At 74.5% G+C, this 24870-nt stretch carries 18 protein-coding genes; 16 read left to right on the top strand and 2 right to left on the bottom strand.

Annotated features, from left to right (window positions below):
* The first annotated feature begins 162 nt into the window (after positions 1 to 162).
* The 10 genes from IE94_RS0121575 (at position 163) to IE94_RS0121530 (ending at position 12445) form a co-directional block, all read left to right on the top strand.
* Positions 163 to 1260, top strand: a complete 1098-nt coding sequence (locus IE94_RS0121575) for a mechanosensitive ion channel family protein (RefSeq protein ID WP_030186798.1) — start codon at positions 163 to 165, stop codon at positions 1258 to 1260.
* A gap of 231 nt (positions 1261 to 1491) precedes the next feature.
* Positions 1492 to 2709 (top strand): ROK family transcriptional regulator, encoded by a 1218-nt coding sequence (locus tag IE94_RS0121570; RefSeq protein ID WP_030186796.1) that lies wholly within the window; start codon positions 1492 to 1494, stop codon positions 2707 to 2709.
* Positions 2710 to 2774: 65 nt separating this feature from the next.
* Positions 2775 to 4112 (top strand): ABC transporter substrate-binding protein, encoded by a 1338-nt coding sequence (locus IE94_RS0121565; protein WP_030186794.1) that lies wholly within the window; start codon positions 2775 to 2777, stop codon positions 4110 to 4112.
* 5 nt (positions 4113 to 4117) lie between these two features.
* On the top strand, positions 4118 to 5074 hold the full coding sequence (locus tag IE94_RS0121560) for a carbohydrate ABC transporter permease (protein ID WP_030186792.1): 957 nt from the start codon (positions 4118 to 4120) through the stop codon (positions 5072 to 5074).
* Entirely contained in the window at positions 5071 to 5982 is a 912-nt protein-coding gene (locus tag IE94_RS0121555) for a carbohydrate ABC transporter permease (RefSeq protein WP_030186791.1), read from the top strand. Before IE94_RS0121560 ends, IE94_RS0121555 begins: the two co-directional genes overlap by 4 nt.
* Positions 5983 to 5989: 7 nt before the next feature.
* Positions 5990 to 7255: a 6-phospho-beta-glucosidase gene (locus tag IE94_RS0121550; protein ID WP_030186788.1), complete on the top strand. Its 1266-nt coding sequence runs from the start codon at positions 5990 to 5992 to the stop codon at positions 7253 to 7255.
* The gene (locus tag IE94_RS0121545) at positions 7246 to 8217 is read left to right on the top strand and encodes an N-acetylglucosamine kinase (RefSeq protein ID WP_030186787.1); all 972 of its coding nucleotides are present in this window, start codon (positions 7246 to 7248) and stop codon (positions 8215 to 8217) included. Before IE94_RS0121550 ends, IE94_RS0121545 begins: the two co-directional genes overlap by 10 nt.
* Positions 8218 to 8488: 271 nt before the next feature.
* Positions 8489 to 9853 carry a hypothetical protein gene (locus IE94_RS0121540; protein WP_030186784.1) on the top strand — a complete coding sequence of 455 codons (1365 nt, stop codon included), beginning with the start codon at positions 8489 to 8491 and terminating at the stop codon, positions 9851 to 9853.
* 92 nt (positions 9854 to 9945) lie between these two features.
* Positions 9946 to 10995: a glutamate ABC transporter substrate-binding protein gene (locus IE94_RS0121535; RefSeq protein WP_030186781.1), complete on the top strand. Its 1050-nt coding sequence runs from the start codon at positions 9946 to 9948 to the stop codon at positions 10993 to 10995.
* Positions 10996 to 11110: 115 nt separating this feature from the next.
* Positions 11111 to 12445 carry a coiled-coil domain-containing protein gene (locus tag IE94_RS0121530; protein WP_030186779.1) on the top strand — a complete coding sequence of 445 codons (1335 nt, stop codon included), beginning with the start codon at positions 11111 to 11113 and terminating at the stop codon, positions 12443 to 12445.
* Between the two features lie 102 nt (positions 12446 to 12547).
* On the opposite strand, the gene IE94_RS41910 is transcribed toward IE94_RS0121530, so the two are convergent.
* Positions 12548 to 12928, bottom strand: a complete 381-nt coding sequence (locus IE94_RS41910) for a hypothetical protein (protein ID WP_425337978.1) — start codon at positions 12926 to 12928, stop codon at positions 12548 to 12550.
* On the opposite strand from IE94_RS41910, the gene IE94_RS0121525 reads away from it, so the two are divergent.
* From IE94_RS0121525 to IE94_RS35890, 4 genes are all read left to right on the top strand, one after another.
* A complete protein-coding gene (locus IE94_RS0121525; RefSeq protein ID WP_425337977.1) occupies positions 12897 to 15206 on the top strand; it encodes a serine/threonine-protein kinase in 2310 nt (769 codons plus the stop codon). The two genes, IE94_RS41910 and IE94_RS0121525, sit on opposite strands and share 32 nt — an antisense overlap.
* 3 nt (positions 15207 to 15209) lie before the next feature.
* Entirely contained in the window at positions 15210 to 16628 is a 1419-nt protein-coding gene (locus IE94_RS0121520) for a PP2C family protein-serine/threonine phosphatase (protein WP_030186776.1), read from the top strand.
* 113 nt (positions 16629 to 16741) lie between these two features.
* Positions 16742 to 18088, top strand: coding sequence for a vWA domain-containing protein (locus tag IE94_RS0121515; RefSeq protein WP_030186775.1), 1347 nt, complete (start codon positions 16742 to 16744; stop codon positions 18086 to 18088).
* A 46-nt stretch (positions 18089 to 18134) separates the two neighbouring features.
* Positions 18135 to 19769 (top strand): FHA domain-containing protein, encoded by a 1635-nt coding sequence (locus IE94_RS35890; protein WP_037923215.1) that lies wholly within the window; start codon positions 18135 to 18137, stop codon positions 19767 to 19769.
* 28 nt (positions 19770 to 19797) lie between these two features.
* Here IE94_RS35890 and IE94_RS0121505 read toward each other — a convergent pair whose 3' ends face one another.
* Complete coding sequence (locus tag IE94_RS0121505; RefSeq protein ID WP_030186771.1) at positions 19798 to 20766, bottom strand: methyltransferase domain-containing protein; 969 nt, start codon at positions 20764 to 20766, stop codon at positions 19798 to 19800.
* Between the two features lie 88 nt (positions 20767 to 20854).
* Between IE94_RS0121505 and IE94_RS0121500 the strand changes: the two genes are divergently transcribed.
* Together IE94_RS0121500 and IE94_RS0121495 are read left to right on the top strand one after the other, a co-directional pair.
* Positions 20855 to 21268: a globin gene (locus IE94_RS0121500; RefSeq protein WP_030186770.1), complete on the top strand. Its 414-nt coding sequence runs from the start codon at positions 20855 to 20857 to the stop codon at positions 21266 to 21268.
* Positions 21269 to 21514: 246 nt separating this feature from the next.
* Positions 21515 to 24835, top strand: coding sequence for an FtsX-like permease family protein (locus IE94_RS0121495; RefSeq protein ID WP_037923212.1), 3321 nt, complete (start codon positions 21515 to 21517; stop codon positions 24833 to 24835).
* Positions 24836 to 24870: the final 35 nt, after the last annotated feature.

Below are 24870 nucleotides of genomic sequence, written 5' to 3'. Positions count from 1 at the left end.
AGCGCGGGTGAGCAGTGTCTCCCCCGCCCATTTCGGGCCGAACCGCGTCCGGTGCCCCGTTAGTGTGGTGCCTCTGCCCGTCCGGTGACCTTTCCGTGACCTTGGACCGGACCCTCGGACCGGACCCCGCAGGACGGGCCGCCGCACCTGGAGGTTTCCGTCGTGTCCCTGTCCGCCGCCGTCCTGTCGGCCGCCGGTTCGTCGCCCTCGCCGTCGCCCACACCGACGGCCCCGACCGTGCCCTCGCTGAGGGAGGCCCACGAGAGCGCGACCAACGCCGCGGGCTGGGTCGAGGAGAACTGGTCGACGTGGCTCGCGATCGGACTGCGGGTGCTGCTGATCGTGGTGATCGCGGTGGTGCTGCGCGCGGTGGTGCGGCGGGCGATCACCAAGCTGATAGACCGCATGAACCGCAGGAGCGGTGGGTCCGGCGGTACGGCACTGAGCGGGCTGCTGGTCAACGCCGAGCGGCGCCGGCAGCGCTCGGAGGCGATCGGGTCCGTCCTGCGTTCGGTGGCCAGCTTCCTCATCCTGGGCACCGCCGCCCTGATGGTGCTCGGCACCTTCCAGATCAACCTGGCCCCGCTGCTGGCCTCCGCCGGTGTCGCCGGTGTGGCGATCGGCTTCGGCGCCCGCAATCTGGTCACCGACTTCCTCTCCGGCGTCTTCATGATCCTGGAGGACCAGTACGGCGTCGGCGACAGCATCGACGCGGGCGTCGCCTCCGGCGAGGTCATCGAGGTCGGGCTGCGGGTGACCAAGCTGCGCGGCGCCGACGGCGAGATCTGGTACGTCCGCAACGGCGAGGTCAAGCGCATCGGCAACCTCTCCCAGGGCTGGTCCACGGCCGGTGTCGACGTGACCGTCCGCTCCGACGAGAACCTGGACAGGGTGAAGGAGACCCTCTCCGCGGTCGGCGAGCGGATGAGCAAGGAAGAGCCCTGGAACGAGATGCTGTGGGGCCCGATCGAGACGCTCGGCCTGGACTCCGTGCTGCTCGACTCGATGGTGGTGCGGGTCTGCGCGAAGACCATGCCCGGCAAGTCCCTCACCGTCGAGCGCGAGCTGCGCTGGCGCATCAAGCGGGCCTTCGACGCGGCCGGCATCGCGATCGTCGGCGGCGCCACCGTCCCCCTGGAGGGCGCCCCGGTCGCCGCCGACCCCACGGCGGGCGTCGCGGCGCCGTCGGCGTACGCGAGCACCGCCTCGCCGCAGTCCATGGCGGCCTCCCCCATTCCGCCGCCCAGCACCAGCAAGTAGCCCGGCCCGGACCGGCCCACACCCTTTCCGCCCCCCAGGTAACGACTGCGTTGCCTCGGGGGCGGTCTCTTGACGGCTCCTTGCGGCGGGCCTACGTTCTCCAGCCAACAGGAAACTTTCCTAACAGACCTTCTCGGGGCGTCCCGCCGGAGCGTTTCCGGTGGTCCGCGCGGTGGACTTCCCCCACCGCCCCTGAAAAGCTGAGCGGTCGAGAGGCAGGTGTGGACACGCATGGCAGGAACCGCCGGTACGCCGGGCACCCCGCGCGTCCTGCGCGCCATGAACGACCGGGCCGCACTCGACCTCCTCCTGGAGCACGGGCCGCTGTCCCGGACCCGGATCGGCAAGCTGACCGGGCTGTCGAAGCCCACCGCCTCGCAGTTGCTGGCCCGTCTGGAGGCGGCGGGGCTGGTCCTGGCCGGGGGGACGACCGAGGGCCGCCCCGGGCCGGGCGCCCAGCTCTACGAGGTCAACCCGGCCGCCGCGTACGCCGCCGGGATCGACGTCACCCCGGACCGCGTCCTGGCGGCGGTCGCCGACGTCACCGGGCGCACCGTCGGCCGGCACGAGCTGCCCACCCCGGGCCGGCGCCCCGCCGTCCCCGTCGTCCAGCAGGTCACCGACGCCCTCGACGGCGCGGTGAAGGCCGCCGGACTCGCCCGCGGCGACGTCCACCGCCTCGTCGTCGGCACCCCGGGAGCCTTCGACCCGGGCACCGGGCGGCTGCGCTACGCCTCCCACCTGCCCGGCTGGCACTCCCCCGCCCTCCTGGACGAACTCGCCGCCGCCCTGCCGATGCCGGTGGAGTACGAGAACGACGTGAACCTCGCCGCCGTGGCCGAGCAGCGCCTCGGTGCGGCCCGGGGCCACGAGGACTTCGTCCTGCTGTGGAACCAGGAGGGCCTGGGTGCCGCCCTGGTGCTCGGCGGCCGGCTGCACCGCGGCTGGACCGGCGGCGCCGGCGAGGTCGGGTTCCTGCCGGTGCCGGGGGCGCCGCTGGTCCGCAAGGTCAGCCGCACCGGCAGCGGCGGCTTCCAGGAGCTGGCCGGCTCCCAGGCGCTGCCGCGGCTGGCCCGGGAGCTGGGGGTCGCCGAGGTGCCCTCGGGGCCGTACACCGAGGCCGCCGCCGCCCTGGTCGCCCGCGCGGCGCGGGCCGGCTCGGACGACGAACCGCACCGCCGGCTGCTCCAGACCTACGCCACCCGCCTGGCCACCGGCCTCGCCTCCCTCGTCTCGGTGCTGGACCCCGAGCTGGTGGTCCTGAGCGGCACCTCGCTCACCGCGGGCGGGGAGGCGCTGCGCGACCTGGTCCGGGACGAGCTGGAGGAACTGGCCGCCTCCCGGCCCCGGCTCGCCGTCGGTGAGGTGCGGGAGCACCCCGTCCTGCGCGGCGCGCTGGAGAGCGCGCTGGCGACCACCCGCGACGAGGTCTTCGACACCTCGCGCTGACACCCCCGCACCGCCCCTCACCCGCCCCACCCACCTGTCCCCACCCTGCCCCTGGGAGCTTCGCCATGCCCGGAATATCCAGAAAAGCGGCCCTCGCGGTCGCCGCCTCCGCCTCCCTCGCCCTGCTCGCCACCGCCTGCACCGGCCAGTCCGGATCCGGCCCCTCCGACGACCCGAACGCCGAGACGACCCTCACCTTCTGGCACGGCTGGAGCGCCCCCGCCGAGGTGAAGGCCGTCCAGGCCAACGTGGACCGCTTCGAGAAGGCGCACCCCAACATCAAGGTGAAGGTCGTCGGCAACATCAACGACGACAAGCTCAACCAGGCCCTGCGCGCGGGCGGTTCGAGCGGCCCCGACGTGGTGTCCTCGTTCACCACGTCCAACATCGGCAAGTTCTGCTCCTCGGGCGCCTTCCTCGATCTGAAGCCCTTCGTCGAGAAGTCGAAGCTCGACCTGGACGCGCTCATCCCGAAGCCGATGCTGGAGTACACCCAGTTCGAGGGGACGCGCTGCGCCCTGCCGCTGCTCGGCGACGCCTACGGCCTCTACTACAACAAGGACGCCTTCGAGGCGGCCGGGATCAAGGCCCCGCCGAAGACCTGGTCCGAGTTCGCCCGGGTGGCGAAGAAGCTGACGAAGACCCGGGGCGACGGGTACGAGCAGCTCGGCTTCATGCCGAACTACCACGGCTACGAGACCGTGGTCGACCACTACATGTCCCAGTGGGACCACGCCTACTTCGGCGAGGACGGCAAGTCCAGCGTCGCCGAGGACCCGGCGTTCGCCGAGATGTTCACGTACCAGAAGAAGCTCGTCGACGACCTCGGCGGCTTCGAGAAGCTGGAGAAGTACCGCAACACCTTCGGTGACGAGTGGGGCGCCAAGCACCCCTTCCAGACCGGCCAGGTGGCCATGCAACTGGACGGCGAGTGGCGGCTCGGCATGGCGAAGGACGCGGGGGTCGGCTTCGAGATCGGCACCGCGCCGATGCCCGTCGCCGACGACGAGGCGGACGAGTACGGCAAGGGCTTCCTGTCCGGCACCGTCATGGGCATCGCCCCGCAGAGCAAGAAGCAGAACGCCGCGTGGGAGCTGGTGAAGTACATGACGACCGACACCGAGGCCGTCGTCGCCTTCGCCAACGCCATCCGCAACGTGCCCTCCACCTTCCCGGCCCTCAAGTCGCCCGACCTGAAGACCGATCCGGCGTTCAAGACCTTCCTGGACATCGCCCAGCACCCCGAGTCGAACTCCCCGCCCGCCTCCGTCAACGGCGCCACCTACCAGCTGACCCTCCAGGACTTCGGCTACCAGTACGAGTCGGGCAAGGTGAAGGACCTCAAGGCCGGTCTGGAGAAGACCGCCGCGCAGATCGACCGCGACATCGAGCAGGCGAAGTAGCGGGCATGACCACGTCCACGAGCGCGAACACGCTCCGCGCCAAGCGCCGGTCCTCGGCGCTGCGCACGGTGGCCTTCATGTCACCGTGGCTCGTCGGGTTCGGCGTCTTCTTCGCCTATCCCCTGGTGTCCACCGTGTACTTCTCGCTGATGAAGTACGACGGCTTCGGCGTCCCGGAGTTCCGGGGCCTGGAGAACTGGGCGTACGTCCTCCAGGACTACCCGCTGTTCTGGCCCGCGCTGCGCAACACCCTCTGGCTGGTCCTGGTGATGGTGACCTGCCGGGTGGCGTTCGGGCTCGGGGTCGGGCTGCTCATCACGAGGATCAGGACGGGCGCCGGGGTCTTCCGGACCCTCTTCTACCTGCCCTACCTCGCCCCGCCCGTCGCCGCGACGCTGGCCTTCGTCTTCCTGCTCAACCCCGGTACGGGGCCGGTCAACTCGGTCCTGGAGGGGCTGGGGGTGCCGGCGCCCGGCTGGTTCACGGACGCCGCCTGGTCCAAGCCCGCGCTGACCGCGCTCGCCGTGTGGGGCGTGGGCGACCTCATGGTGATCTTCATGGCGGCGCTGCTCGACGTGCCGAGGGAGCAGTACGAGGCGGCCGAGCTGGACGGGGCCTCGGCCTGGCAGCGGTTCCGGTTCGTGACGCTGCCGAACATCTCGCCGATCGTGCTGTTCGCCGTGGTCACGGGCGTGATCCAGACCATGCAGTACTACACGCAGCCGCTGGTCGCCGGGAAGGTCGCCTCCGGGATCATCGGCGGCTCCGGGCAGTCCTTCGAGCCCGGCTATCCCGACAAGTCCACCCTCACCCTCCCCCAGCTCGTCTACAACCTCGGCTTCCAGCGCTTCGACTACGGCTCCGCCTGTGTGGTCGCGCTCGTGCTGTTCGCGCTGGCGATGGCGTTCACGGCACTGCTGATGCGCCGCCGGGGCGGTCTGATCCAGGCAGGTGACCGATGACCACCCAGGTACCGACGGCCCAGCTGCCGGCCCGGCCCGCCGCGGCCGGCGACCCGCCGCCCACCGAGGAGCGCACCGCCCGCCGACGCGTCCTGCTGCACTGGATCGCCGTCCACGCCCTGGGCGTGGCCGCCGCCCTCTTCTTCACGCTGCCGTTCGTCTTCGTGGTGCTCACCTCGCTGATGAGCGACCAGCAGGCCCTCACCCGCGACCTGTGGCCGCACACCTGGGAGTGGGGCAACTACCGCGCGGTCCTGGACACGCCCGGCTTCCTCACCTGGTGGCGGAACACGCTGCTGTACGCGGGGCTCGGCACCGTGCTGACCGTGGCGTCGTCGATCCCGGTGGCCTACGCGCTGGCCAAGTTCCGCTTCCGGGGCCGGCACCTGTCGCTGATGCTGGTGATCTCGATGATGATGCTGCCCCCGCAGGTGATCATCATCCCGATGTACCTGTTCTGGGCGAAACAGCTGGACCTGTCCGGCACGCTGTGGCCGCTGATCATCCCGATGGCCTTCGGCGACGCCTTCTCCATCTTCCTGCTGCGCCAGTTCCTGCTGACCATCCCGGACGAGTACCTCGACGCGGCCAGGGTCGACGGCTGCGGGGAGCTGCGCACCCTGCTGAGGGTCGTCCTGCCGATGGCGAAGCCCGGCATCGCGGCCGTGGCCCTCTTCCAGTTCTTCTACGCCTGGAACGACTACTTCGGCCCCCAGATCTACGCCTCCGAGAACCCCGGCGCCTGGACGCTCTCCTACGGCCTGGAGTCCTTCAAGGGCGCCCACCACACCGACTGGAACCTCACCATGGCCGCGACCGTGCTGGTCATGGCCCCCGTGATCCTCGTGTTCTTCTTCGCGCAGAAGGCGTTCGTCGAGGGTGTCACGCTCACCGGAGTAAAGGGTTGATGTCTGCATGAAACTCACCGTGGTCGGCGGCGGTTCGACCTACACGCCCGAACTGATCGACGGCTTCGCCCGGTTGCGGGACACGCTCCCGGTGGAGGAGCTGGTGCTCGTCGACCCGGCGGCGGACCGGCTGGAGCTGGTGGGCGGCCTCGCCCGGCGCATCCTCGCCCGGCAGGGGCACACCGGCCGCGTGGTCACCACCTCCGACCTGGACGCGGCCGTCGAGGGCGCCGACGCCGTCCTGCTCCAGCTGCGCGTCGGCGGCCAGGCCGCCCGGCAGCAGGACGAGACCTGGCCGCTGGAGTGCGGTTGCGTGGGCCAGGAGACGACCGGCGCGGGCGGGCTCGCCAAGGCGCTGCGCACGGTGCCGGTGGTGCTGGACATCGCCGAGCGGATCCGCCGGGCCAACCCGGACGCCTGGATCATCGACTTCACCAACCCCGTCGGCATCGTCACCCGCGCCCTGCTCCGGGCCGGGCACCGCGCGGTCGGGCTGTGCAACGTGGCGATCGGGCTGCAACGCAAGTTCGCCGCGCTGCTCGGGGTGGCGCCCGCCGACGTCCACCTGGACCACGTGGGCCTCAACCACCTCACCTGGGAGACCGGAGTGCGGCTCGGCGGGCCCGAGGGCGAGGACGTGCTGCCCCGCCTGCTGGCCGAGCACGGGGACGCGGTCGCCGCCGACCTGCGCCTGCCCCGGCCGCTCCTGGACCGCCTCGGCGTCGTCCCGTCGTACTACCTGCGCTACTACTACGCCCACGACGAGGTCGTCGACGAGCTGCGCACCAAGCCGTCCCGGGCCGCCGAGGTCGCGGAGATGGAACGGCAACTGCTCCGGATGTACGGCGATCCGGCCCTGGACGAGAAGCCCGCGCTGCTCGCCGGGCGCGGCGGCGCCTACTACTCCGAGGCCGCCGTCGACCTCGCCGCCGCCCTGCTCGGCGGCGCGGGCTCGCCGTACCAGGTGGTGAACACCTACAACGGGGGCACGCTGCCCTTCCTGCCCGACGACGCGGTGATCGAGGTCCCGGCGGCGGTGGGCGGCAAGGGGGCCGCGCCGCTGCCGGTGGCCGACGTGGACCCGCTGTACGCGGGGCTCATGGCGCACGTGACCGCGTACGAGGACCTGGCCCTGGACGCGGCCCTGCGCGGCGGGCGGGACCGGGTCTTCCGGGCGCTGCTCGCCCACCCGCTCGTCGGCCAGTACGCGTACGCCGAACAGCTCACGGACCGGCTGATCGCACACAACCGGGAGCACCTGGCGTGGGCCTGAGCGCGAGCGTCCTCGCCGTCGACGCGGGCAACAGCAAGACCGACGTGGCCGTGGTGGCGGCCGACGGGGAGGTGCTCGGCACGGCCCGCGGCGGGGCCTTCCGGCCGCCCGCCGTCGGCGTCGAACGGGCCGTGGACGCCCTGGCGGAGGCGGTGGCCCGGGCCTTCGCGGCGGCCGGGGTCACCTCCGTCGACCACGTCTCGGCGTGCCTGGCCAACGCCGACCTGCCCGTGGAGGAGGAGCAGCTGGCCGCCGCGCTGCACGCGCGCGCGTGGGGCACCGGCGTCGAGGTGCGCAACGACACCTTCGCGATCCTGCGGGCGGGCGTCGCCGAGCCCCTGGGCGTCGCCGTCGTGTGCGGGGCCGGCGTCAACTGCGTCGGCATGCGCCCCGACGGCCGCACCGCCCGCTTCCCGGCCATCGGCCGCATCTCCGGCGACTGGGGCGGCGGCTGGGGGCTGGCCGAGGAGGCGCTGTGGCACGCCGCGCGCGCGGAGGACGGCCGGGGCGGGCCCACGGAGCTGGCCCGCACGCTGCCGGCCCACTTCGGCCTCGACTCGATGTACGCCCTCGTCGAGGCCCTGCACCTGCGGCGGATCGAGCCGGCACGGCGGCACGAGCTGACCCCCGTGCTGTTCGCCACGGCGGCCGGCGGCGACCCGCTCGCCCGGTCGGTCGTGGACCGGCAGGCCGACGAGGTGGTGGCCATGGCCACGGTGGCGCTGACCCGTCTCGACCTGCTGGCCGAAGCCGCGCCGGTCCTGCTGGGCGGCAGCGTGCTGGCGGCCCGGCACCCGCAGCTCGACGGGCGGATACGGGACCTGCTGGCGGCCCGTGCCCCCAAGGCCGTGCCCCGGGTCGTGACGGCCCCGCCCGTGCTGGGCGCGGTGCTGCTGGGCCTCGACCACGTCGGCGCGGCGCCCGCGGCCGGGGAACGGGCCCGGGAGCACTTCGCCTCCTGAGCCGCCTGAGCCGCTTGAGCCCTCGGAGCCGCCTGAGCCGCCTGAGCCCTCTGAGCCGCCTGAGCCCTCTGAGCCGCCTGGGCCGCCCGCGCCCCGCACCGTGGCGGCGACCGGGGACCGGTACGAGGAACCGTACCGGTCCCCGCGGCGTATTCATGGGCAGGGGTGGTGCGTTGCACCGGAAGCGCAGCAAGATCGGGTGAAGGCCGGTGCGAATGTCGGCGCGGACAGCGATACTTGCGGCGACGGATGGCCATGGGGGAGGTCAGCAGTGACTCAACCGCCGAGGGGCGGCACGGCACCGCCGCCGGACACGGCGCCGCGTCGTACCGCCTTCGCCGAGGGCGTGGACCGGCTGCGCGCGGCCGCGGTCACCGAACCCGGGCGGCTGCGCATCATCGGCGCGGTGCTCGCCGTGCTCGTCGTCGCCTTCGGCACCGTCACCGCCTGGCAGATGAACGAGCGGGCCGCGGCCGCCGACGACGTGCTCACCCGCAGCCAGCCGCTCAGCTCCGCCGCGGCCGACATCTACCGCTCGCTCGCCGAGGCCAACACGGCGGCCTCCAGCGGCTTCCTGGCCGGCGGCCAGGAGACGGAGGACTCCCGCACCCGCTACGACACCGGGATCCGGGCCGCCGCCGAAGGGCTGGTGACGGCCGCCGCCAACTCCGAGCCGAAGTCCCCTGCGGCGGCGACCATCGCGAAGCTCAACCGCCTGCTTCCCGAGTACAAGGGCCTGGTCGAGCGGGCCCGCACCTACAACCGGCAGGGCTTCCCGGTCGGCGGCGCCTATCTGCGCTACGCCAACGAGAAGATGCAGAAGGAGATGCTCCCGGCGGCGGAGGACCTCTACAAGAAGGAGAACCAGCGGTTGGGCGCCGACTACGGCGACGCAAAGCCCTACCCCTGGGCGGCGATCGCCCTCGGCGTCGTCCTGCTCGCCGCGCTGGCCTGGGCCCAGCACCGCAACTACCGGCTCACCAACCGGGTCCTGAACCAGGGCCTGGTCGCGGCGACCGCCGCCTCCGCGGTGGTGCTGCTCTGGCTGGTCGTCGGCCACAGCGTCGCGCGGTCGAACCTGACCGACTCCTACGAGCACGGCGTACGCTCCCTCAACGCGCTGAACGAGGCCCGCATCGCCTCCCTCAAGGCCAGGGGCAACGAGAACCTGACCCTGGTCTCCCGCGGCGCGGAGACGACGAAGGTGGGCGACACGACGTACGACTCCTACGACCTGGCCTTCGGCAAGAGCATGGACGGCCTCGGCCGGGCGCTGGCCGAGGCGGGGCGGCTCGCCGACGACAAGGCGGGCGCACAGCCGGTCGACACGGCGAACGGCGACATGGCGGAGTGGAAGAAGCGCCACGCCTCGGCCCGCACGCAGGACGAGAACGGCAACTACCGGCAGGCACTTGACCTGGTGATCGGCGGCGACGGCGCCACGGTGGAGTGCTTCGACGGCGTCGACGCCGCGCTCGCCACCGCGCTGAAGCACGAGAAGGCGGAGTTCGAGCAGGCCGCGGGCGACGGCCTGGACGCGATGGGCTACCTGCCGCAGGGCGCGGGCGTGCTCGCCGGGCTGGGCGCGGCCGGCGCGCTGACAGGCATCGGCCGCAGGCTGTCGGAGTACCGGTGAGCCGGGGCGCGGGCCCGGCGGGCCGGTGGGAAGGGGTGCCCGTGAAGCCCGTGAAGCCCGTCAAGGCAGGACCCGGGAAAGAGGGCGTGAGGATGCGTGCGGGACGGTTGCGGACCGGCCTGAAGGGCTGGGGCGGCGTGGGGACGATGGCCTTCGCCTGCGTCCTCGCGGTATTGGCGGCCCTGCTCCTGCCGATGGTCCCCTGGCACGGCACGGGCGGGGGCGGCGGTGCGGACGACGACGGCCACGGTGTCGCCCACGGCAACCAGGCGCGGGCCGCGCGGGAGTGCGCGGACCCGGAGAAGCAGACCCTCGCCCCGTCCGGGGACGACGGGCCCGCCATCGACGCGATCCGCGCCCGCGAGGGCGAGAAGCGCAAGCTGGTCGTCGGCGTCGACCAGAACAGCTACCGCTGGGGCTACCGCGACCCGAACAGCGGCGGCGACGCCGAACTGGAGGGCTTTGACATCGACCTGGCGCACCGGATCGCGAAGGACCTCCTCGGCGACGAGGACGCCGTGCAGTTCAAGGCGATACCCACCGACCAGCGCATCCCCGCGATCCAGGACGGCCGGGTCGACATGGTGGTCCGCACGATGACCATCAACTGCGACCGGCTGGAGGACGTCGCGTTCTCCGCCCCCTACTTCAGGACCGGTCAGCAGGTACTGGCGCCCAAGTCCTCGAAGATCACCGGCTACGACGGCACGCTGTCCGGCAAGGAGATCTGCACGGCGGCGGGTTCGACGGCGCTGAGCACCCTGGAGCAGGACCAGAAGGACGGCAGGCTCGCCGCCGACGCCGACCTGCGCACCACCGTGCCCAACCAACTGGACTGCCTGGTGCGGCTCCAGCTCGGCGAGGTGGACGCGGTCGTCACCGACGGCGCCCTGGCCGCGAGCCAGGCCGCGCAGGACCCGACGGTCGAGCTGAAGGGCGACGCCTTCACCACCGAGTACTACGGCGTGGCGATGAAGAAGGACGCCGACGATCTGGTACGCCGGGTCAACCGGGTCCTCGAGGAGTGGCGCGCGGACCGGGCGGGCGGGTGGCAGCACTCGTACGAGGAGTGGCTGTCGGAGACGATGGGCGGCGCGGCGAAGTCGCTGCCGCCGGCCCCGCGGTACCTGCGCGGGAGCTGACCGGCGGCGGCGCAGGCGACGACAGAGCACAGGCACGGCACGGCACGGCACGGCACAGCACAGCACGGCACAGCACGGCACAGCACATACAAGTCCCTACGGCGAGAGGTGATCGATGGGCGACACGGGACCCACCGGGCCGGTGATGGACCGGGACGAGGTGGACCGTGCGCTGGCGCGGCTCGGCGCGGAGCACGAGGCGATCGAGACCTCGCTCCTCGCCCTCCAGGACCACGCGGGCCGCAGACTCCTCGAAGGCGCCGAGCTCACCGGCGTCACCGCCGAGCGCTGGAGTGCCGCGGAGGCGTCGATCACGCTGCTGTGGGCCTACTTCGACGCGTACACGGGCGCGCTGCGCACCGCACGGGAGATCCGCTCCCGGCGCCGCTGGTCCAGCCGCGAGGACCTGGCGGAGCTGACGGAGCTGCTGCGCGGCGAGGCCGTCACGGTGTCCGGCGGCGCCGCCGTCACCGCCAACGCGCCCACCGCGCACGGCGGTCCGGGCCGGCTCAGCGAGCGGTACTCGCTGGTGACGCTGGTGGCACGGATGAACGAGCTCTACGCGACCTCCCTGGACATGGTGGTCGCCGCCGACGCCGTGTGGTCGGCGCTGCCCGCCCGGATCGATCTGCTCGCCGCCGAGCTGGGGCGCACCCGCAAGCTGGCCCACTCCGTGGGCGTGCGCCCCGGCGAGCACCCGGCCGGGGACGACCTGGAGCGGATCACCCGCACCCTGACCCGGCTGCGGGAACAGGTGATCTCCGACCCGCTGGCCTTCTGGACGCCCGCCCGGGGCAGTTCGGCACCGGGCGGCGGCCGTCCCGACACCACGGTGTACGACCGGGAGGCGCGCGCCCTGGAGGAGGTGCGCCGCGAGATCGACGCGGTGCTGGCCGTGCGCCAGGACGCCGAGCAGCGGATCGTGCGGCTGCGGGACGTGCTCTCGCGCGCGGACCGCACGCTGGCCGAGGCCCGTACCGCGCGGGGCGAGGTGCTGGCGAAGATCGCCGCGACGGAGGTGCCGGTGGTCGGCGGGCCGCCGATCGTGCTCCAGGAGCAGCTCGCGGCGGCGGCCGAGTACCGCAGGCACGCCCAGTGGCACCGGCTGTCGCCGCTCCTGGAGTCCCTGGAGGAGAAGGCGGAGGACGAACTGCTGCGGGCCCGGGAGTCGTTGACCGCGGTCACCGCGCCGCTCGCGGTCCGCGCCGAGCTGCGCGGCCGGCTCGACGCCTACAAGGCGAAGATGGCCCGGCTGGGCCACGCCGAGGACCCCGAGCTGGCCGAAAAGTACGAGAAGGCGCGCCGCATGCTGTGGAGCGCGCCCTGCGACCTGCGGGTCGCCGAGCAGGCCGTGCTGCGCTACCAGCACGCGGCGGCCGAACTGCTCGGCGCCACACGGCGCGTGCCCGGCCAGGGCGGTCCGGTGGACCGGACGGGGCCGGGCGCGTGACGGGCGGCCCGCGTCCGGGGCGGCCCGCGCACGAGCGAGAAGGGGGTGCAGCGCCATGAGTGAGGCAGGGCGGACGTGTCAGCGTCCCGGCTGCGGCGGGACCTACGAGGACATGGGCGGCGGCGAGCTGTACTGCGACACGTGCGGTCTCGCGCCGGTCGTCGCGGCGGGCGGCGCACTCGCCTCGGCGCCGACCGGTGTCGCCGGGGGCGGGGGCGGGGGCGGGGGCTCGCGCGGTTCGTCGGGCAGCGGCAGCTCCAGCGCCCGCAGTGCGCGCACGTCGTCCCAGTCGTCGCGCTCGTCGAAGTCCCGGCGCTCGGTGTCCGGCCGGCTCTCCCGGGCGCTGTCGGGCCGCTCCACGGGGCGTTCGGTGTCGGTGCGCAGCTCCGGTTCGGGCGCGGGTTCCACCGGGCGCGGACGGCTCGGCGTCGGGCTCGTCGAGGTGCCGGCGGTGCCGCGGCCCGACCCGCGCGAGATGGTCATGGACCACCCGGAGGTGCCCGAGCGCAAGCGGTTCTGCTCCCGCTCGGACTGCGGGGCGCCGGTCGGGCGGGCGCGCGGCGAGCGGCCGGGCCGCACGGAGGGCTTCTGCACCAAGTGCGGGCACCCGTACTCGTTCGTGCCCAAGCTGAAGGCCGGGGACGTGGTGCACGGCCAGTACGAGGTGGTGGGCTGCCTCGCGCACGGCGGGCTCGGCTGGATCTACCTCGCCGTGGACAAGGCCGTCTCCGACCGCTGGGTGGTCCTCAAGGGCCTGCTGGACACCGGCGACCAGGACGCGATGGCGGCGGCGATCTCCGAGCGGCGCTTCCTCGCCGAGATCGAGCACGCCAACATCGTGCGGATCTACAACTTCGTCGAGCACCTCGACCAGCGCACCGGCTCCCTCGACGGCTACATCGTCATGGAGTACGTCGGCGGCAAGTCGCTCAAGGAGATCGCCAACGCCCGGCGCTCCCCGCAGGGCCGGCGCGACCCGCTGCCGGTCGAGCAGGCCTGCGCGTACGGCATCGAGGCGCTGGAGGCGCTCGGCCACCTGCACAGCCGCAAGCTGCTGTACTGCGACTTCAAGGTCGACAACGCCCTCCAGACCGAGGACCAGCTCAAGCTCATAGACATGGGCGCGGTGCGCCGCATGGACGACGACGAGTCGGCCATCTACGGCACGGTGGGCTACCAGGCCCCGGAGGTCGCCGACGTCGGCCCGTCGGCGGCGTCCGACCTGTACACGGTGGGGCGGACCCTCGCCGTGCTGTCGTTCGACTTCCAGGGGTACACGACCGTCTACGCGGACTCGCTGCCCGACCCCGACAGCATCGAGGTCTTCCGGCAGTACGAGTCGTTCTACCGGCTGCTGGTGCGGGCCACCGACCCGGATCCGGCCCGCAGGTTCGCCTCCGCGCAGGAGATGGCCGAGCAGCTGACGGGCGTGCTGCGCGAGGTGGTCTCGCTCCGGACGGGCCGTGCCAGGCCCGCCGTCTCCACCCTGTTCGGGCCCGAGCTCCGGGTCACGGACACGGAGTTGTTCCCGCGCCTGGACGGCGAGGTGTCGCGGCTGGGGGCCAGGCTGCCGGGTCCGGGCGGACGCCGGGGCGGCTGGGGGGCGTCCCCGCCGGGCGGTGCGACCCCCGCGCCCGCGCTGCCGGGCGGGTCCGGTCCGGCGGTGGGTGCGCCGGGCGGGACCGTCGCGCACGCCCCGCCGGTCGGGGCGGGTACGGGGGCGGTGGGCGCGCCGGTGGCCGCGTCCGGGGGCGCGAGCGCCTCGCTGCCGGGTGCGGTCAGCTCGGTCGGCGGTCTCGGCACCGGGGCCGTCGGCCTGGTCAAGGACCCCGACGCGCCCACCGCCTCGCTCGCGCTGCCCGTCCCCCGGGTCGACGCCGGTGACCCCAACGCGGGCTTCCTGGCGGGCCTCATGGCGTCCGCGCCGGCCGAGCTGCTGACCGCGCTGGCCGCGGCCCCGGCGCCGTCGACCGAGACCCGGCTGCGGCAGATCCGGGCCCGGCTGGAGAACGGCGACGCGTCCGGCGCGCTGGAGGCGCTGGAGGCCTTGGAGGGTGAGCGCCCCGACGACTGGCGGGTGGTCTGGTACCGCGGTCTCGCCGCGCTGGTGACCGGCGCCCACGAGGACGCCGCGCTGGCCTTCGACGCGGTCTACGACGCCTTCCCCGGCGAGATCGCGCCCAAGTTGGCGCTCGGCCTGTGCGCGGAGGTGCTGGGGCAGCTCGACAACGCCGCCGAGTACTACCGGCTGGTGTGGTCCTCCGACCCGAGCCACGTCAGCGCGGCGTTCGGTCTGGCCCGGGTGCAGCTGGCCTCCGGCGACCGGGCCGGTGCCGTACGGACGTTGGAGTCCGTGCCGGAGTCGTCCGTGCACTGCACCGCGGCGCGGGTGGCGGCCGTGCGGGCGCGGCTGCGGCAACGCACCGCGGCCGCGGGCGATCTGGCGTTCCTGGACGACCTGGTGGCCGCCGCGCGGCAGGTCGAGGCGCTGGACGTGTACGGTCTGGATCCGGCGCGGCGCGAGCAGCTGTCGGCCGAGGTCCTCGGTTGCGCGCTGGACTGGGTACTCTCCGGAGGTCGGGGTTCCGTCCCTCCCGCCGCCGGGGGACGGACGCTGCTCGGCAGCGGCCTGGACGAACGCGGCCTGCGTTTCGGGCTGGAGCGTTCGTACCGCACGCTGGCCCGGCTGGCGCGGGGCGGCGAGGAGAGGATCGACCTGGTGGAACGTGCCAATCGTTACCGCCCCCGGACGTGGGTGTAGTTGATGTCGCAGATGCCACAGCGGACCGCTGTGTCGAAGTGCCCGAGCTGTGAGGAACCCCTCGAGTCGGGTGACCGTTTCTGCGGTGCGTGCGGATACGACCTGTCCGTCGTGCCCGCGCGGCCCGGGGACAGCCCGATCCTCGCTGTCAACGGGGCGGCGCCCGCGCCGGACGGCGTGGACTGGCCGGTGGCCCGGGACTCGGACGGCCGCGGCCACCCCGCCCCCGTGCACGCGGCGGCCGAACTGCCGGGCACCGACTCGGGCGGCTCGCCGCTGCCGCCGCCGCCCCCGCCCGCGGCGCCGCCCTCGGCTCCGGCGGCTCCGGCCTCGATTCCGGCGGCCCCGGCCGAACCCCCCGCGCCCGGTGTACGGTTCGACCGGCCGGGCGAGCCCGACGAGTACCCCTTGCAGGCGCCCGACCCGCGGCTGAGCGCCGAGCAGGGACCGGCCCCCGAGCGGGCCGAGGCCGCCCCCAGGCCCGCCCCGGCCGGACCGCCCGCGGCCGAGAAGGTGTGCGTCGCCTGCCGCGCGGGCCGGGTCGACGACGACGGCTACTGCGAGAACTGCGGACACGCCCAGCCCCGCGAACGCGACCACATGGAGCAGGAGTCGGGACCCGTCGCCGCCGTCAGCGACCGCGGGCTGCGCCACCACCGCAACGAGGACGCGTTCTCGGTGGGCTGCACCGTGCTGCCCGACGGCGCCCCCGCCTCCGTGGCGATCGTCTGCGACGGCGTGTCCTCCGCGACCCGCCCCGACGACGCCTCCCTCGCCGCCTCCCGGGCGGCCGGTGAGTCGCTGCTGGGCGCCCTGCCGCGCGGCACGCACCCGCAGCAGGCCATGCACGACGCCATCCTCGCCGCCTCGCGGGCGGTCAACGCGCTGGCCGAGGAGCCCGCCACCGCCCGCGAGCAGGCCCCGCACCAGAACGCGCCGGCCTGCACCCTGGTCGGCGCCGTGGTCACCGCGGGTCTGCTCGTCGTCGGCTGGGTCGGCGACAGCCGCGTCTACTGGGTGCCCGCCGACCGCGCCACCCCGCCCGCCCGGCTCACCGAGGACGATTCCTGGGCCGCCCAGATGGTCGCCGCCGGCCTGATGAGCGAGGCGGAGGCCTACGCCGACGAGCGCGCCCACGCGATCACCGGCTGGCTCGGCGCCGACGCCTACGAACTGGAGCCGCACACCGCGTCCTTCAAGCCCGACCGCCCCGGTGTGGTCGTGGTCTGCACGGACGGCCTGTGGAACTACGCGGAGTCCGCCGAGGAGATGGCCGAGGCCATGCCCCTGGACGCCGCCGTCCGCCCGCTGCACGGCGCCCGCGTTCTGGTCGGTCACGCCCTGGACGGCGGGGGCCACGACAACGTAACAGTGGCCCTCCTCCCGTTCCCGGCCCCGCCGCAGGGGGCAGGATCGGCCTGAGACCTCCGCGCGGACACGGGCGGAGGGGCGGCCTCGCGGACCGCAGGGGGCGGTCCGCGCCTGCGAGCCAAGGCCCCACCGCTGTGGGGACGTAGAGGGGGATGCGACCCGGCATGGCCAATTTCTCGAAGTCGAACGTGCCGCAGTTCGCGGTGGACGTCTACCAGAACGAGTACCTGCCCGAGGGCGGCCGTGAGGTCAACGCCATCGTCACGGTCACCGCGACCGGCGGCGGCACGGTCGGGAGCGCGGTCGCCGCGCCCCACCTGTACTCACCCGGCCAGGGACCGTCCGCCGCCGTGGCGTTGATGGTCGACTGCTCGGGCTCGATGGACTACCCGCCGACCAAGATGCGCAACGCGCGCGACGCCACGTCCGCCGCGATCGACACCCTGCGCGACGGCGTGCACTTCGCCGTGGTCGGCGGCACCCACGTGGCGAAGGAGGTCTACCCGGGCGGCGGGCGGCTCGCGGTCGCCGACGCCACCACCCGCGCCCAGGCCAAGCGGGCGCTGCGCGGCCTCGCTGCGGGCGGCGGCACCGCCATCGGCACCTGGCTGCGGCTGGCCGACCGGCTGCTGTCCACCGCGGACGTCGCCATCCGGCACGGCATCCTGCTCACCGACGGCCGCAACGAGCACGAGGCGCCCGAGGGCCTCAGGGCCGCGCTCGACGCCTGTGCCGGGCGTTTCACGTGCGACGCCCGTGGCGTGGGCACCGACTGGGAAGTGAAAGAAGTCACAGGCATCGCCTCGGCTCTGCTCGGCAGCGCCGACATCGTCGCCGATCCGGTCGGCCTGGCCGCCGACTTCACGCGGATGATGGAGACGGCCATGGGCAAGGAGGTCGCGGACGTCGCACTGCGCCTGTGGACCCCGGTCGGCACCACGGTGAAGTTCGTCAAGCAGGTCGCCCCGACGGTCGAGGAGCTGACCGGCCGCCGAACCGAGGCGGGACCCCGGGCCGGTGACTACCCCACCGGTTCCTGGGGCGACGAGTCCCGTGACTACCACGTCTGCGTGGAGGTTCCGGCCGCCGGCCTCGGTCAGGAGATGCTGGCCGCCCGCGTCTCCCTGGTCGTCCCGGAGCCCGGGGGCAGCGTCCGGAACCTCGGCGCGCAGGGTCTCGTACGGGCCGTGTGGACGGACGACATGACGGCGTCCACGTCGATCAACCCCCAAGTCGCCCACTACACGGGGCAGGCCGAACTGGCCCAAGCCATCCAGCAAGGGCTGGATCTACGCAAAGCGGGAGACATCGACGGCGCAACGGCCAAACTGGGCCGCGCCGTTCAGCTCGCCGGAGCCTCCGGAAACGCCGATACGGCGAAACTGCTCGCGAAGGTGGTGGACGTGGTGGACGCGGCGGCAGGTACTGTGCGACTGAAAGCGAAGGTCGAGGAGGCCGACGAGATGACTCTCGAGACCCGGTCGACGAAGACTGTTCGTGTGAAGAAGTGACGCACAACAACCGCGCGACACGCCCGCAAGAGAGGGAAGCTCCGACATGCCGACCTGCCCGAACGGACACCAGTCGGGTTCCGACGACTGGTGCGAGGTCTGCGGTCACCGCATGGCCGGTGCCGTGCCGCCCCCTCCGCCGCCACCGCCCGGCGGCGGCTACGGCTTCCCGCCGCCCGCCGGTCCGGGTGGGCAGGGCGGGCCGGGCGGCGGTCCCGGTGGTGGTCCGGGCGGCGAGCCGCAGTTGTGCCCGCAGTGCCGCACACCGCGCGAGGGCGGTGCGCCGTTCTGCGAGGAGTGCCGGTGGAACTTCCTGACGAACACCGCCACCTCGTACACCCCGGCCGCCCCGCGCCCGCCGGCCTCCGGCGGCCCGGCGCCGCACTTCCGGCCGCCGGGCGGTCCGTCCTACGGCGGCGGTGACGCGTACGACTACCAGGGCTCCCGCCCGTCCCAGATGAACCGTCCCGCGGAACCGATCCCCCCGGGCCCGCCGCCCTTCGGCGCCGACCCGTCGGGCCGTGGTGGCCCCGGCGGCGCTCGTGGCGGTCCCGGCGGCCCGGGTGGCCCCGCGGGCGGTCCCGGCGGCCCCAACGGTCCCTACAGCCCCAATGGGCCGGGGGGTCCCGGCGGTCCCGGTCGCGGGCCTGGTGGCCCCGGTGGCGGTCCCGGTGGCCCGGGTGGCGGTCCCGGTGGCCCGGGTGGCGGTCCCGGTGGCCCGGGTGGCCCCGCGGGCGGCTTCGGCGGGCCTGGTGGGCCCGGTGGTGGCTTCGGTGGGCCCGGCGGCCCTGGCGGCCCCGGTGGGCCCGGTGGGCCCGCCAACCCGCACGCACCCGGTGGTCCGAACGGCCCCGGTAGCCCCGGTGGCCAGGGCGGGCCCTCCGGTCCCCCGGCCCCTCCCGGTTTCGGTGGCGACCCGTCGCGTCCGGTTCCGCCTCCGCCAGGGCCCGTTCCGCCCGCGCCCGGTGGCCCCGGCGGCCCCGGTGGGGCTCCGCAGGGGTTCCAGTCCGGTCCGCCGGCCCCTCCCGGCTTCCCGCAGGAGACCAACCGCCCGCGGCAGGGCGGCCCGTCCTTCGGCGGCGGTGACGACGACTGGGTACTCTCCCCGCCGTCGTCCACCGGTCCCGGTGGACCCGGCGGCCCGGCGGGCCCCGGCGGGCCGAACGGGCGGGGCCCGGCCCAGGGCGGCTACGGCTACCCGCAGCCCGGCGCCACCCAGGCACCGCCCGGCCCCGGTCAGGGGTTCCCGCAGCAGCCGCAGCAGCCCCAGCAGCCGACGACCTGGTCGGCGACGATCGGTCCGGACCGCGAGTACTTCATGGCGATGATGCAGCGCTCCGGCCCCGAGGCCGCGGGCCTGAACCTGCCCGCGTACTCGCCCGAGCAGCAGCGCACGCTCACCGGCAACCAGATCACCATCGGCCGCCGGAGGCACTCCACCGGCGACACCCCGGACATCGACCTGGCCGTGCCGCCGGAGGACCCGGGCGTCTCGCACCAGCACGCGGTGCTGGTGCAGCAGCCGGACGGCAGCTGGGCGGTCGTCGACCAGAACTCGACGAACGGCACCACGGTCAACGGCGGCGAGGAGCCGATCCAGCCCTTCGTGCCGGTGCCGCTCCAGGACGGCGACCGGGTGCACGTGGGCGCCTGGACGACGATCACGATCCGCCGGGGATAGCCCGACCGGCACGCACCTGCACGCACCGTCAGGCGAACGGCCAGGCGTAGGGGCCCTCGGGGTCGTCCAGCCACGCCCAGGCCCGTTCGCCGCTGACGGTGATGCCGTAGCGCTCGCGGCGCGGGGCGTCCTCGCGGTCCCACAGCGCGTACGCCTCCTGCGGATCGAGCCGCCCCCGGCTCAGCGCCAGCAGGAAGCGGAACAGGTCGTCCTCCCGGGCCCGGCGCGGTACGCCGCCCAGTCCCGGTGTCTCGGGCTCGGCGCGGGCCGCGCCGCGCAGCGGCACGAAGTACGCGGGCGTGTGCAGGAAGCGCCCCTCGGCGTGCCCGGCGTCGCGCACGGTGAGGACGACGAGCCCGGTGGCCAGCGGGGTCAGGATCCGGCCGCCGGGGCGGCACTGGGCCAGCCAGGCGCGCGGCACCGAGGGCAGCGTGCAGGTGGCGAGGATCCGGTCGTAGGGGGCGCGCTCGGGGACGCCGCGGGCCCCGTCGCCCGTGACGACGGCCGGGTGGTACCCGGCGCGGTCCAGGTGCCGGCGGGCCGACTCGGTGATCTCCGGTTCCAGGTCGACGGTGGTGACCAGGTCGTCGTCGCCCAGGCGATGGGCGAGCAGGGCGGCGTTGTAGCCGGTGCCGGCGCCGATCTCCAGGACCCGGTCGCCGTCCCGCACGTCCAGCTCGACCAGCATCATCGCCATCAGCGAGGGCTGGCTGCTGGAGGAGAGCAGTTCGCCGTCGCGCAGCCGGGTCGCCAGCGGGGCGTCGGCGTACGCGCCGCGCACCCAGCGCGCGCGGGCGCCGGGGTCGGGGTCCTCGCCCCACCGGCGTTCGTAACCGCCCCGGACGCCCACGTAGTAGTACGGCACGAACAGGTGGCGCGGGACCTCCCGGAACGCCTCCCGCCACACCGGGTCGGCCGCCCAGGCGCGCTCGATCTCCCGCACCAGCTCCGCCCGCGCGGAGGCGGCGAGGCTGTCCAGGTCCTCGTGCCCGCCCATGCCTCCACAGTACGGGCCGCGCGCACGGCGGGCGGGGCGGTCGGGGGCGGTCCTGGGCCTTGAGTCCTATGTCCCCGTGTCTGAGACCATGGACGACGTGAATGAGATTCGGCGCGGCACGCTTCAGGAGCAGACCTTCTACGAGCAGGTCGGCGGGGAGGAGACCTTCCGCCGGCTCGTCCACCGTTTCTACGAGGGGGTCGCCGAGGACCCGATCCTGCGGCCGATGTACCCCGAGGAGGACCTGGGTCCGGCCGAGGACCGCTTCGCGCTGTTCCTCATGCAGTACTGGGGCGGCCCGACGACGTACAGCGACAACCGGGGTCACCCGCGGCTGCGGATGCGGCACGCGCCCTTCGCCGTCGACCGGGCCGCGCACGACGCCTGGCTGAAGCACATGCGGGTCGCGCTCGACGAGCTGGGCCTGTCCGAGGAGCACGAGCAGACGCTGTGGAAGTACCTGACGTACGCGGCGGCCTCGATGATCAACACCCAGGGCTGATCAGCACCCGGCCCGCTCCCGCCGCCGGGTGACCGGTCGCGCCGGGTGACCATGTGCGGCGAGTGATCGGGTGCGCCAAGTGACCGGGTGCGGCGAGTGACCAGGTGCGCCGACGGGCGCATTCCGGTCAGCCGACGCCGGATTCCGGTCACGATGCGGTCAAGTCCACATCCCAAGCGCTTACTTCCGCACCTCTCCCTCTGACAACATCCCGGAGAGGTCTGGACAACAGCGGCGGGGGGCCGGGTGGCAGGGTACGGGGGGCTCGTGGGGTTCGTGCTGCTGCGGGCGCGGGCGCACCGCCTGCTGCTGGCGGCGGCCCTGCTCACCGTGCTGCTGACCACCACCGTGCTGGCCACGCTGACCGCCTACTCGGGCGCCATCGGCGACGCGGCCCTGCGGCACGCCCTCGCCGACCCCCGCACCGGGGCCGACGCCGCCCTGATCGTGAAGGCGGCCGTACCCGCCGAGCAGCGGCCGGCCGCCGACGCCACCGTGCGCGCGGGCGCCGCGAAGACCTTCGAGGGACTGCCGCGTACGGTGCGGACCCTGGTGCGCTCGGGCCCGTACGCGCTGCCCCGCTCCCTGCGGCCGCCCACCGAGCGGTCCGGCGACCCCGATCTGACGTACTTCGCGGCGCTCGACCCGACGCAGGTCCGCGTCGACGAGGGCCGGATGCCCGCGAGCGGGGGCGGGGGCGGGGAGACCGACGGCGCCGTCGAGGTGGCGGTGCCGGTGGCCGCCGCCGAGCGCGTCGGCCTCGGCACGGGCGACCGGCTCACCCTGACCGACCGGCTCGACGGTCCCGCCGTCGAGATCGTGGTGAGCGGCCTGTACCGGCCGGTCGACAGCGGGTCGCCGTACTGGCGCCTGGACGACCTGGCCGGGCGCGGTCTCCAGCAGGGCGGCTTCACGACGTACGGGCCGCTGCTCGCCCCGCCCGGCACGCTGAGCGGCGGCCGGGTCAGCGCGGGACCGTCCGGGTGGCTGGTGACGGCGGACTACTCCTCGCTGACGACCGGAGGGACGCGGGACCTCGGGGACGCCGCCCGGGGCGGCCTGGCGTGGCTGCGCGAGCAGCGGGTGCTCAGCGGCACCACCGCGGCGACCACCGAACTGCCCGCGATCCTGGAGCGCCTGGACCGTTCGCTGGAGGTCTCCCGTTCCACCCTCCTGGTCATCGCGTCGCAGCTCGTGCTGCTGGCGGGCGGCGCGCTGCTGCTGGTGGCGCGGCTGCTGAGCGTGGAGCGGGCGGGCGAGCTGCGGCTGCTGCGGGCGCGCGGCGCCTCCCGGTCCCGGCTGGCGGCGGGGTCCGCGCTGGAGGCGCTGCTGCTGGCCGTGCCCGCGCTGGTCTGCGCGCCGCTGCTGGCCGGGCCGCTGGTCCGGCTGCTGGCCGGGCAGGGGGCGCTGGCCCGGATCGGGCTCGGCTGGGAGCCGTCGGCCGGCGGCAGCGGCACGGTGTGGCTGGTCGCGGCGGTCGCGGCCCTCGGCTGCACGCTGGCCGTGACGCTGCCCGCGCTGACCCTCGCGCCGGAGGCGGGCGGCGTGCGTCCCCGGGCGCTGCCGGGCCGGCTGCGGGGCGGCGTGGACGTGGGCCTGCTGGTGATCGCCGGTATCGCCTACTGGCAGTTGGACCAGCAGACCTCCGCCACCGGGACGGGCACCGCCGACGCCGACGCCGACGCCGCGGGCAGTCTGGGGGTCGACCCGCTGTTCGTGGCGACGCCCACGCTGGCGCTGCTGGCCGGGACGGTGCTGGCACTGCGGCTGCTGCCGCTGGTGGCGCGGCTCGCGGAGCGCCGGGCGGCCGGGGGGCGCTCGCTCGCGGCGGCGCTGGCGGGCTGGCAGCTGAGCCGCCGTCCGATGCGCGGGGCGGGTCCCGTGCTGCTGCTGGTGCTGGCCGTGGCGCTGGGCACGATGGCGATCGGGCAGGGCGCCTCGTGGTCCCGTTCGCAGGACGACCAGGCCGACTTCCGCACCGGAGCACCGATCCGGGTGCAGGCCTCGGGCACGCCGGGCCCGGGCCGCACCGATCTGGTCGCGGACGTGGCCGGTGTCGCGGAGGTCGCCCCCGCGGCCCGGTCCGAAATCTCCCTGTCCGGCGACCGGACGGCGACGGTGCTCGCGCTGGACACCTCGCACGCGGCGGACCTGATGCTGATGCGGCCGGACCTGGCCGACCGGTCGCCGCGGGCGCTGCTGTCCGGGATGGCGCCCGGCGGCCCGTCGCGGGGCGCGGGGATCCCGGCGGGCACGGCCCGCCTCGCGCTGGCGGCGACCCTGGACGTCCGGGGCGCCGGCCGGGCCCCGGACGGCTCCCGGTCGGCGGACGTGACGGTCACCGTCGAGGACCGCTGGGGCACCCCGTACCGGCTGGAGGCCGGTTCGCTGGCCGCCGACGGCCGGGAGCACATCCTCGGCCTGGACGTCTCCGCCGGACCGCTCACCCTGACCGGCGTCGAGTCCACGGTGGTCCAGCCCGGCGGCCGGGGCGAGGAACACCGCCTGACCGTACGGCAGGTGACGGCCACGGGCGCCGACGGGAGCGTACGCCGGGTGCCGCTGCCGGACGCCTGGACGGCCGGTTCGGAACTGGCACCGCCGCCGGCCCCGCCGAACCCGGGCGCCGCACCCTCCAAGCCGCGCGTGCTCGGCTCCGGTCCGCTCGCCGTCGAGTACTCCACGGGCCACACGGAGGCCGACGCCTGGAAGATCACCACGCTCACCGTGCGGCTGCGGGTCGCGCAGCCGGGGCCGGCCGAGGTGACGGGCGTGGCCACCGACCGCTTCCTCGACTCCTCGGGCGCCCGCACCGGGCAGCGCGTCACGGTGCTGATCGGCGGCCACGACGTGCCGGTGCGGATCGTCCGCTCCGTGCGCGAGCTGCCCGGCACGGGCCCCGAGACGCCGTCGGCGCGGTTCGGCGGCGCCCTGCTGGTCGACCTGCCGGCGGTCAACCGGCAGTTGCAGGGCAAGTACGGTGCCGCCGTCGCGCCCACCGAGTGGTGGCTGCGGAGCGCGCCGGGCCAAACCGGCCGGGCGGCGTCCGGCCTGCGGGCGTTCCCGGACACCGCCCCGGCCCAGGTCCTGGTGCGCGACGAGGTCGCCGGGCAACTGCGTGACGACCCGTTCGGCGCCGGCCCCGGCGCCGCGTTCGCCGCGGCGACCCTGGTGGCGGCGGCACTCGCCGCGGTCGGCTTCGCGGTGAGCGCCGCCGGGTCGCTGCGCGAGCGCGGCACCGAGTTCTCCGTACTGCGCGCCCTGGGCGCCTCGCGCCGCCGACTGGCCCGCGCGGTCGCCGCCGAGCAGGCCGTGCTGACCGGCCTGGCCCTGCTGACCGGCGCCGCCCTGGGCGCGGTCCTGACCCGGGCGGTGATCCCGCTGACCGTACTGACCCCGCAGGCCACCCGCCCGGTGCCGGACGTCCACGTGGCCCTGCCGGTCGACCGCACCGCCCTGCTGCTGGCCGGCATGGCCGTCGTCCCGCTCCTGGTCACCGCGGCACTGGCCCTGCGCCGCACCGACACGACGGTGACGCTCAAGGACCTGTCTCTTATACACATCTGACGCTGCCGACGAAGGCTTAGGTGTAGATCTCGGTG

The sequence above is a fragment of the Streptomyces violaceorubidus genome (genome assembly GCF_000717995.1).
Classification (GTDB): domain Bacteria; phylum Actinomycetota; class Actinomycetes; order Streptomycetales; family Streptomycetaceae; genus Streptomyces; species Streptomyces violaceorubidus.
This window is presented reverse-complemented; position numbering and strand designations above follow the sequence as displayed.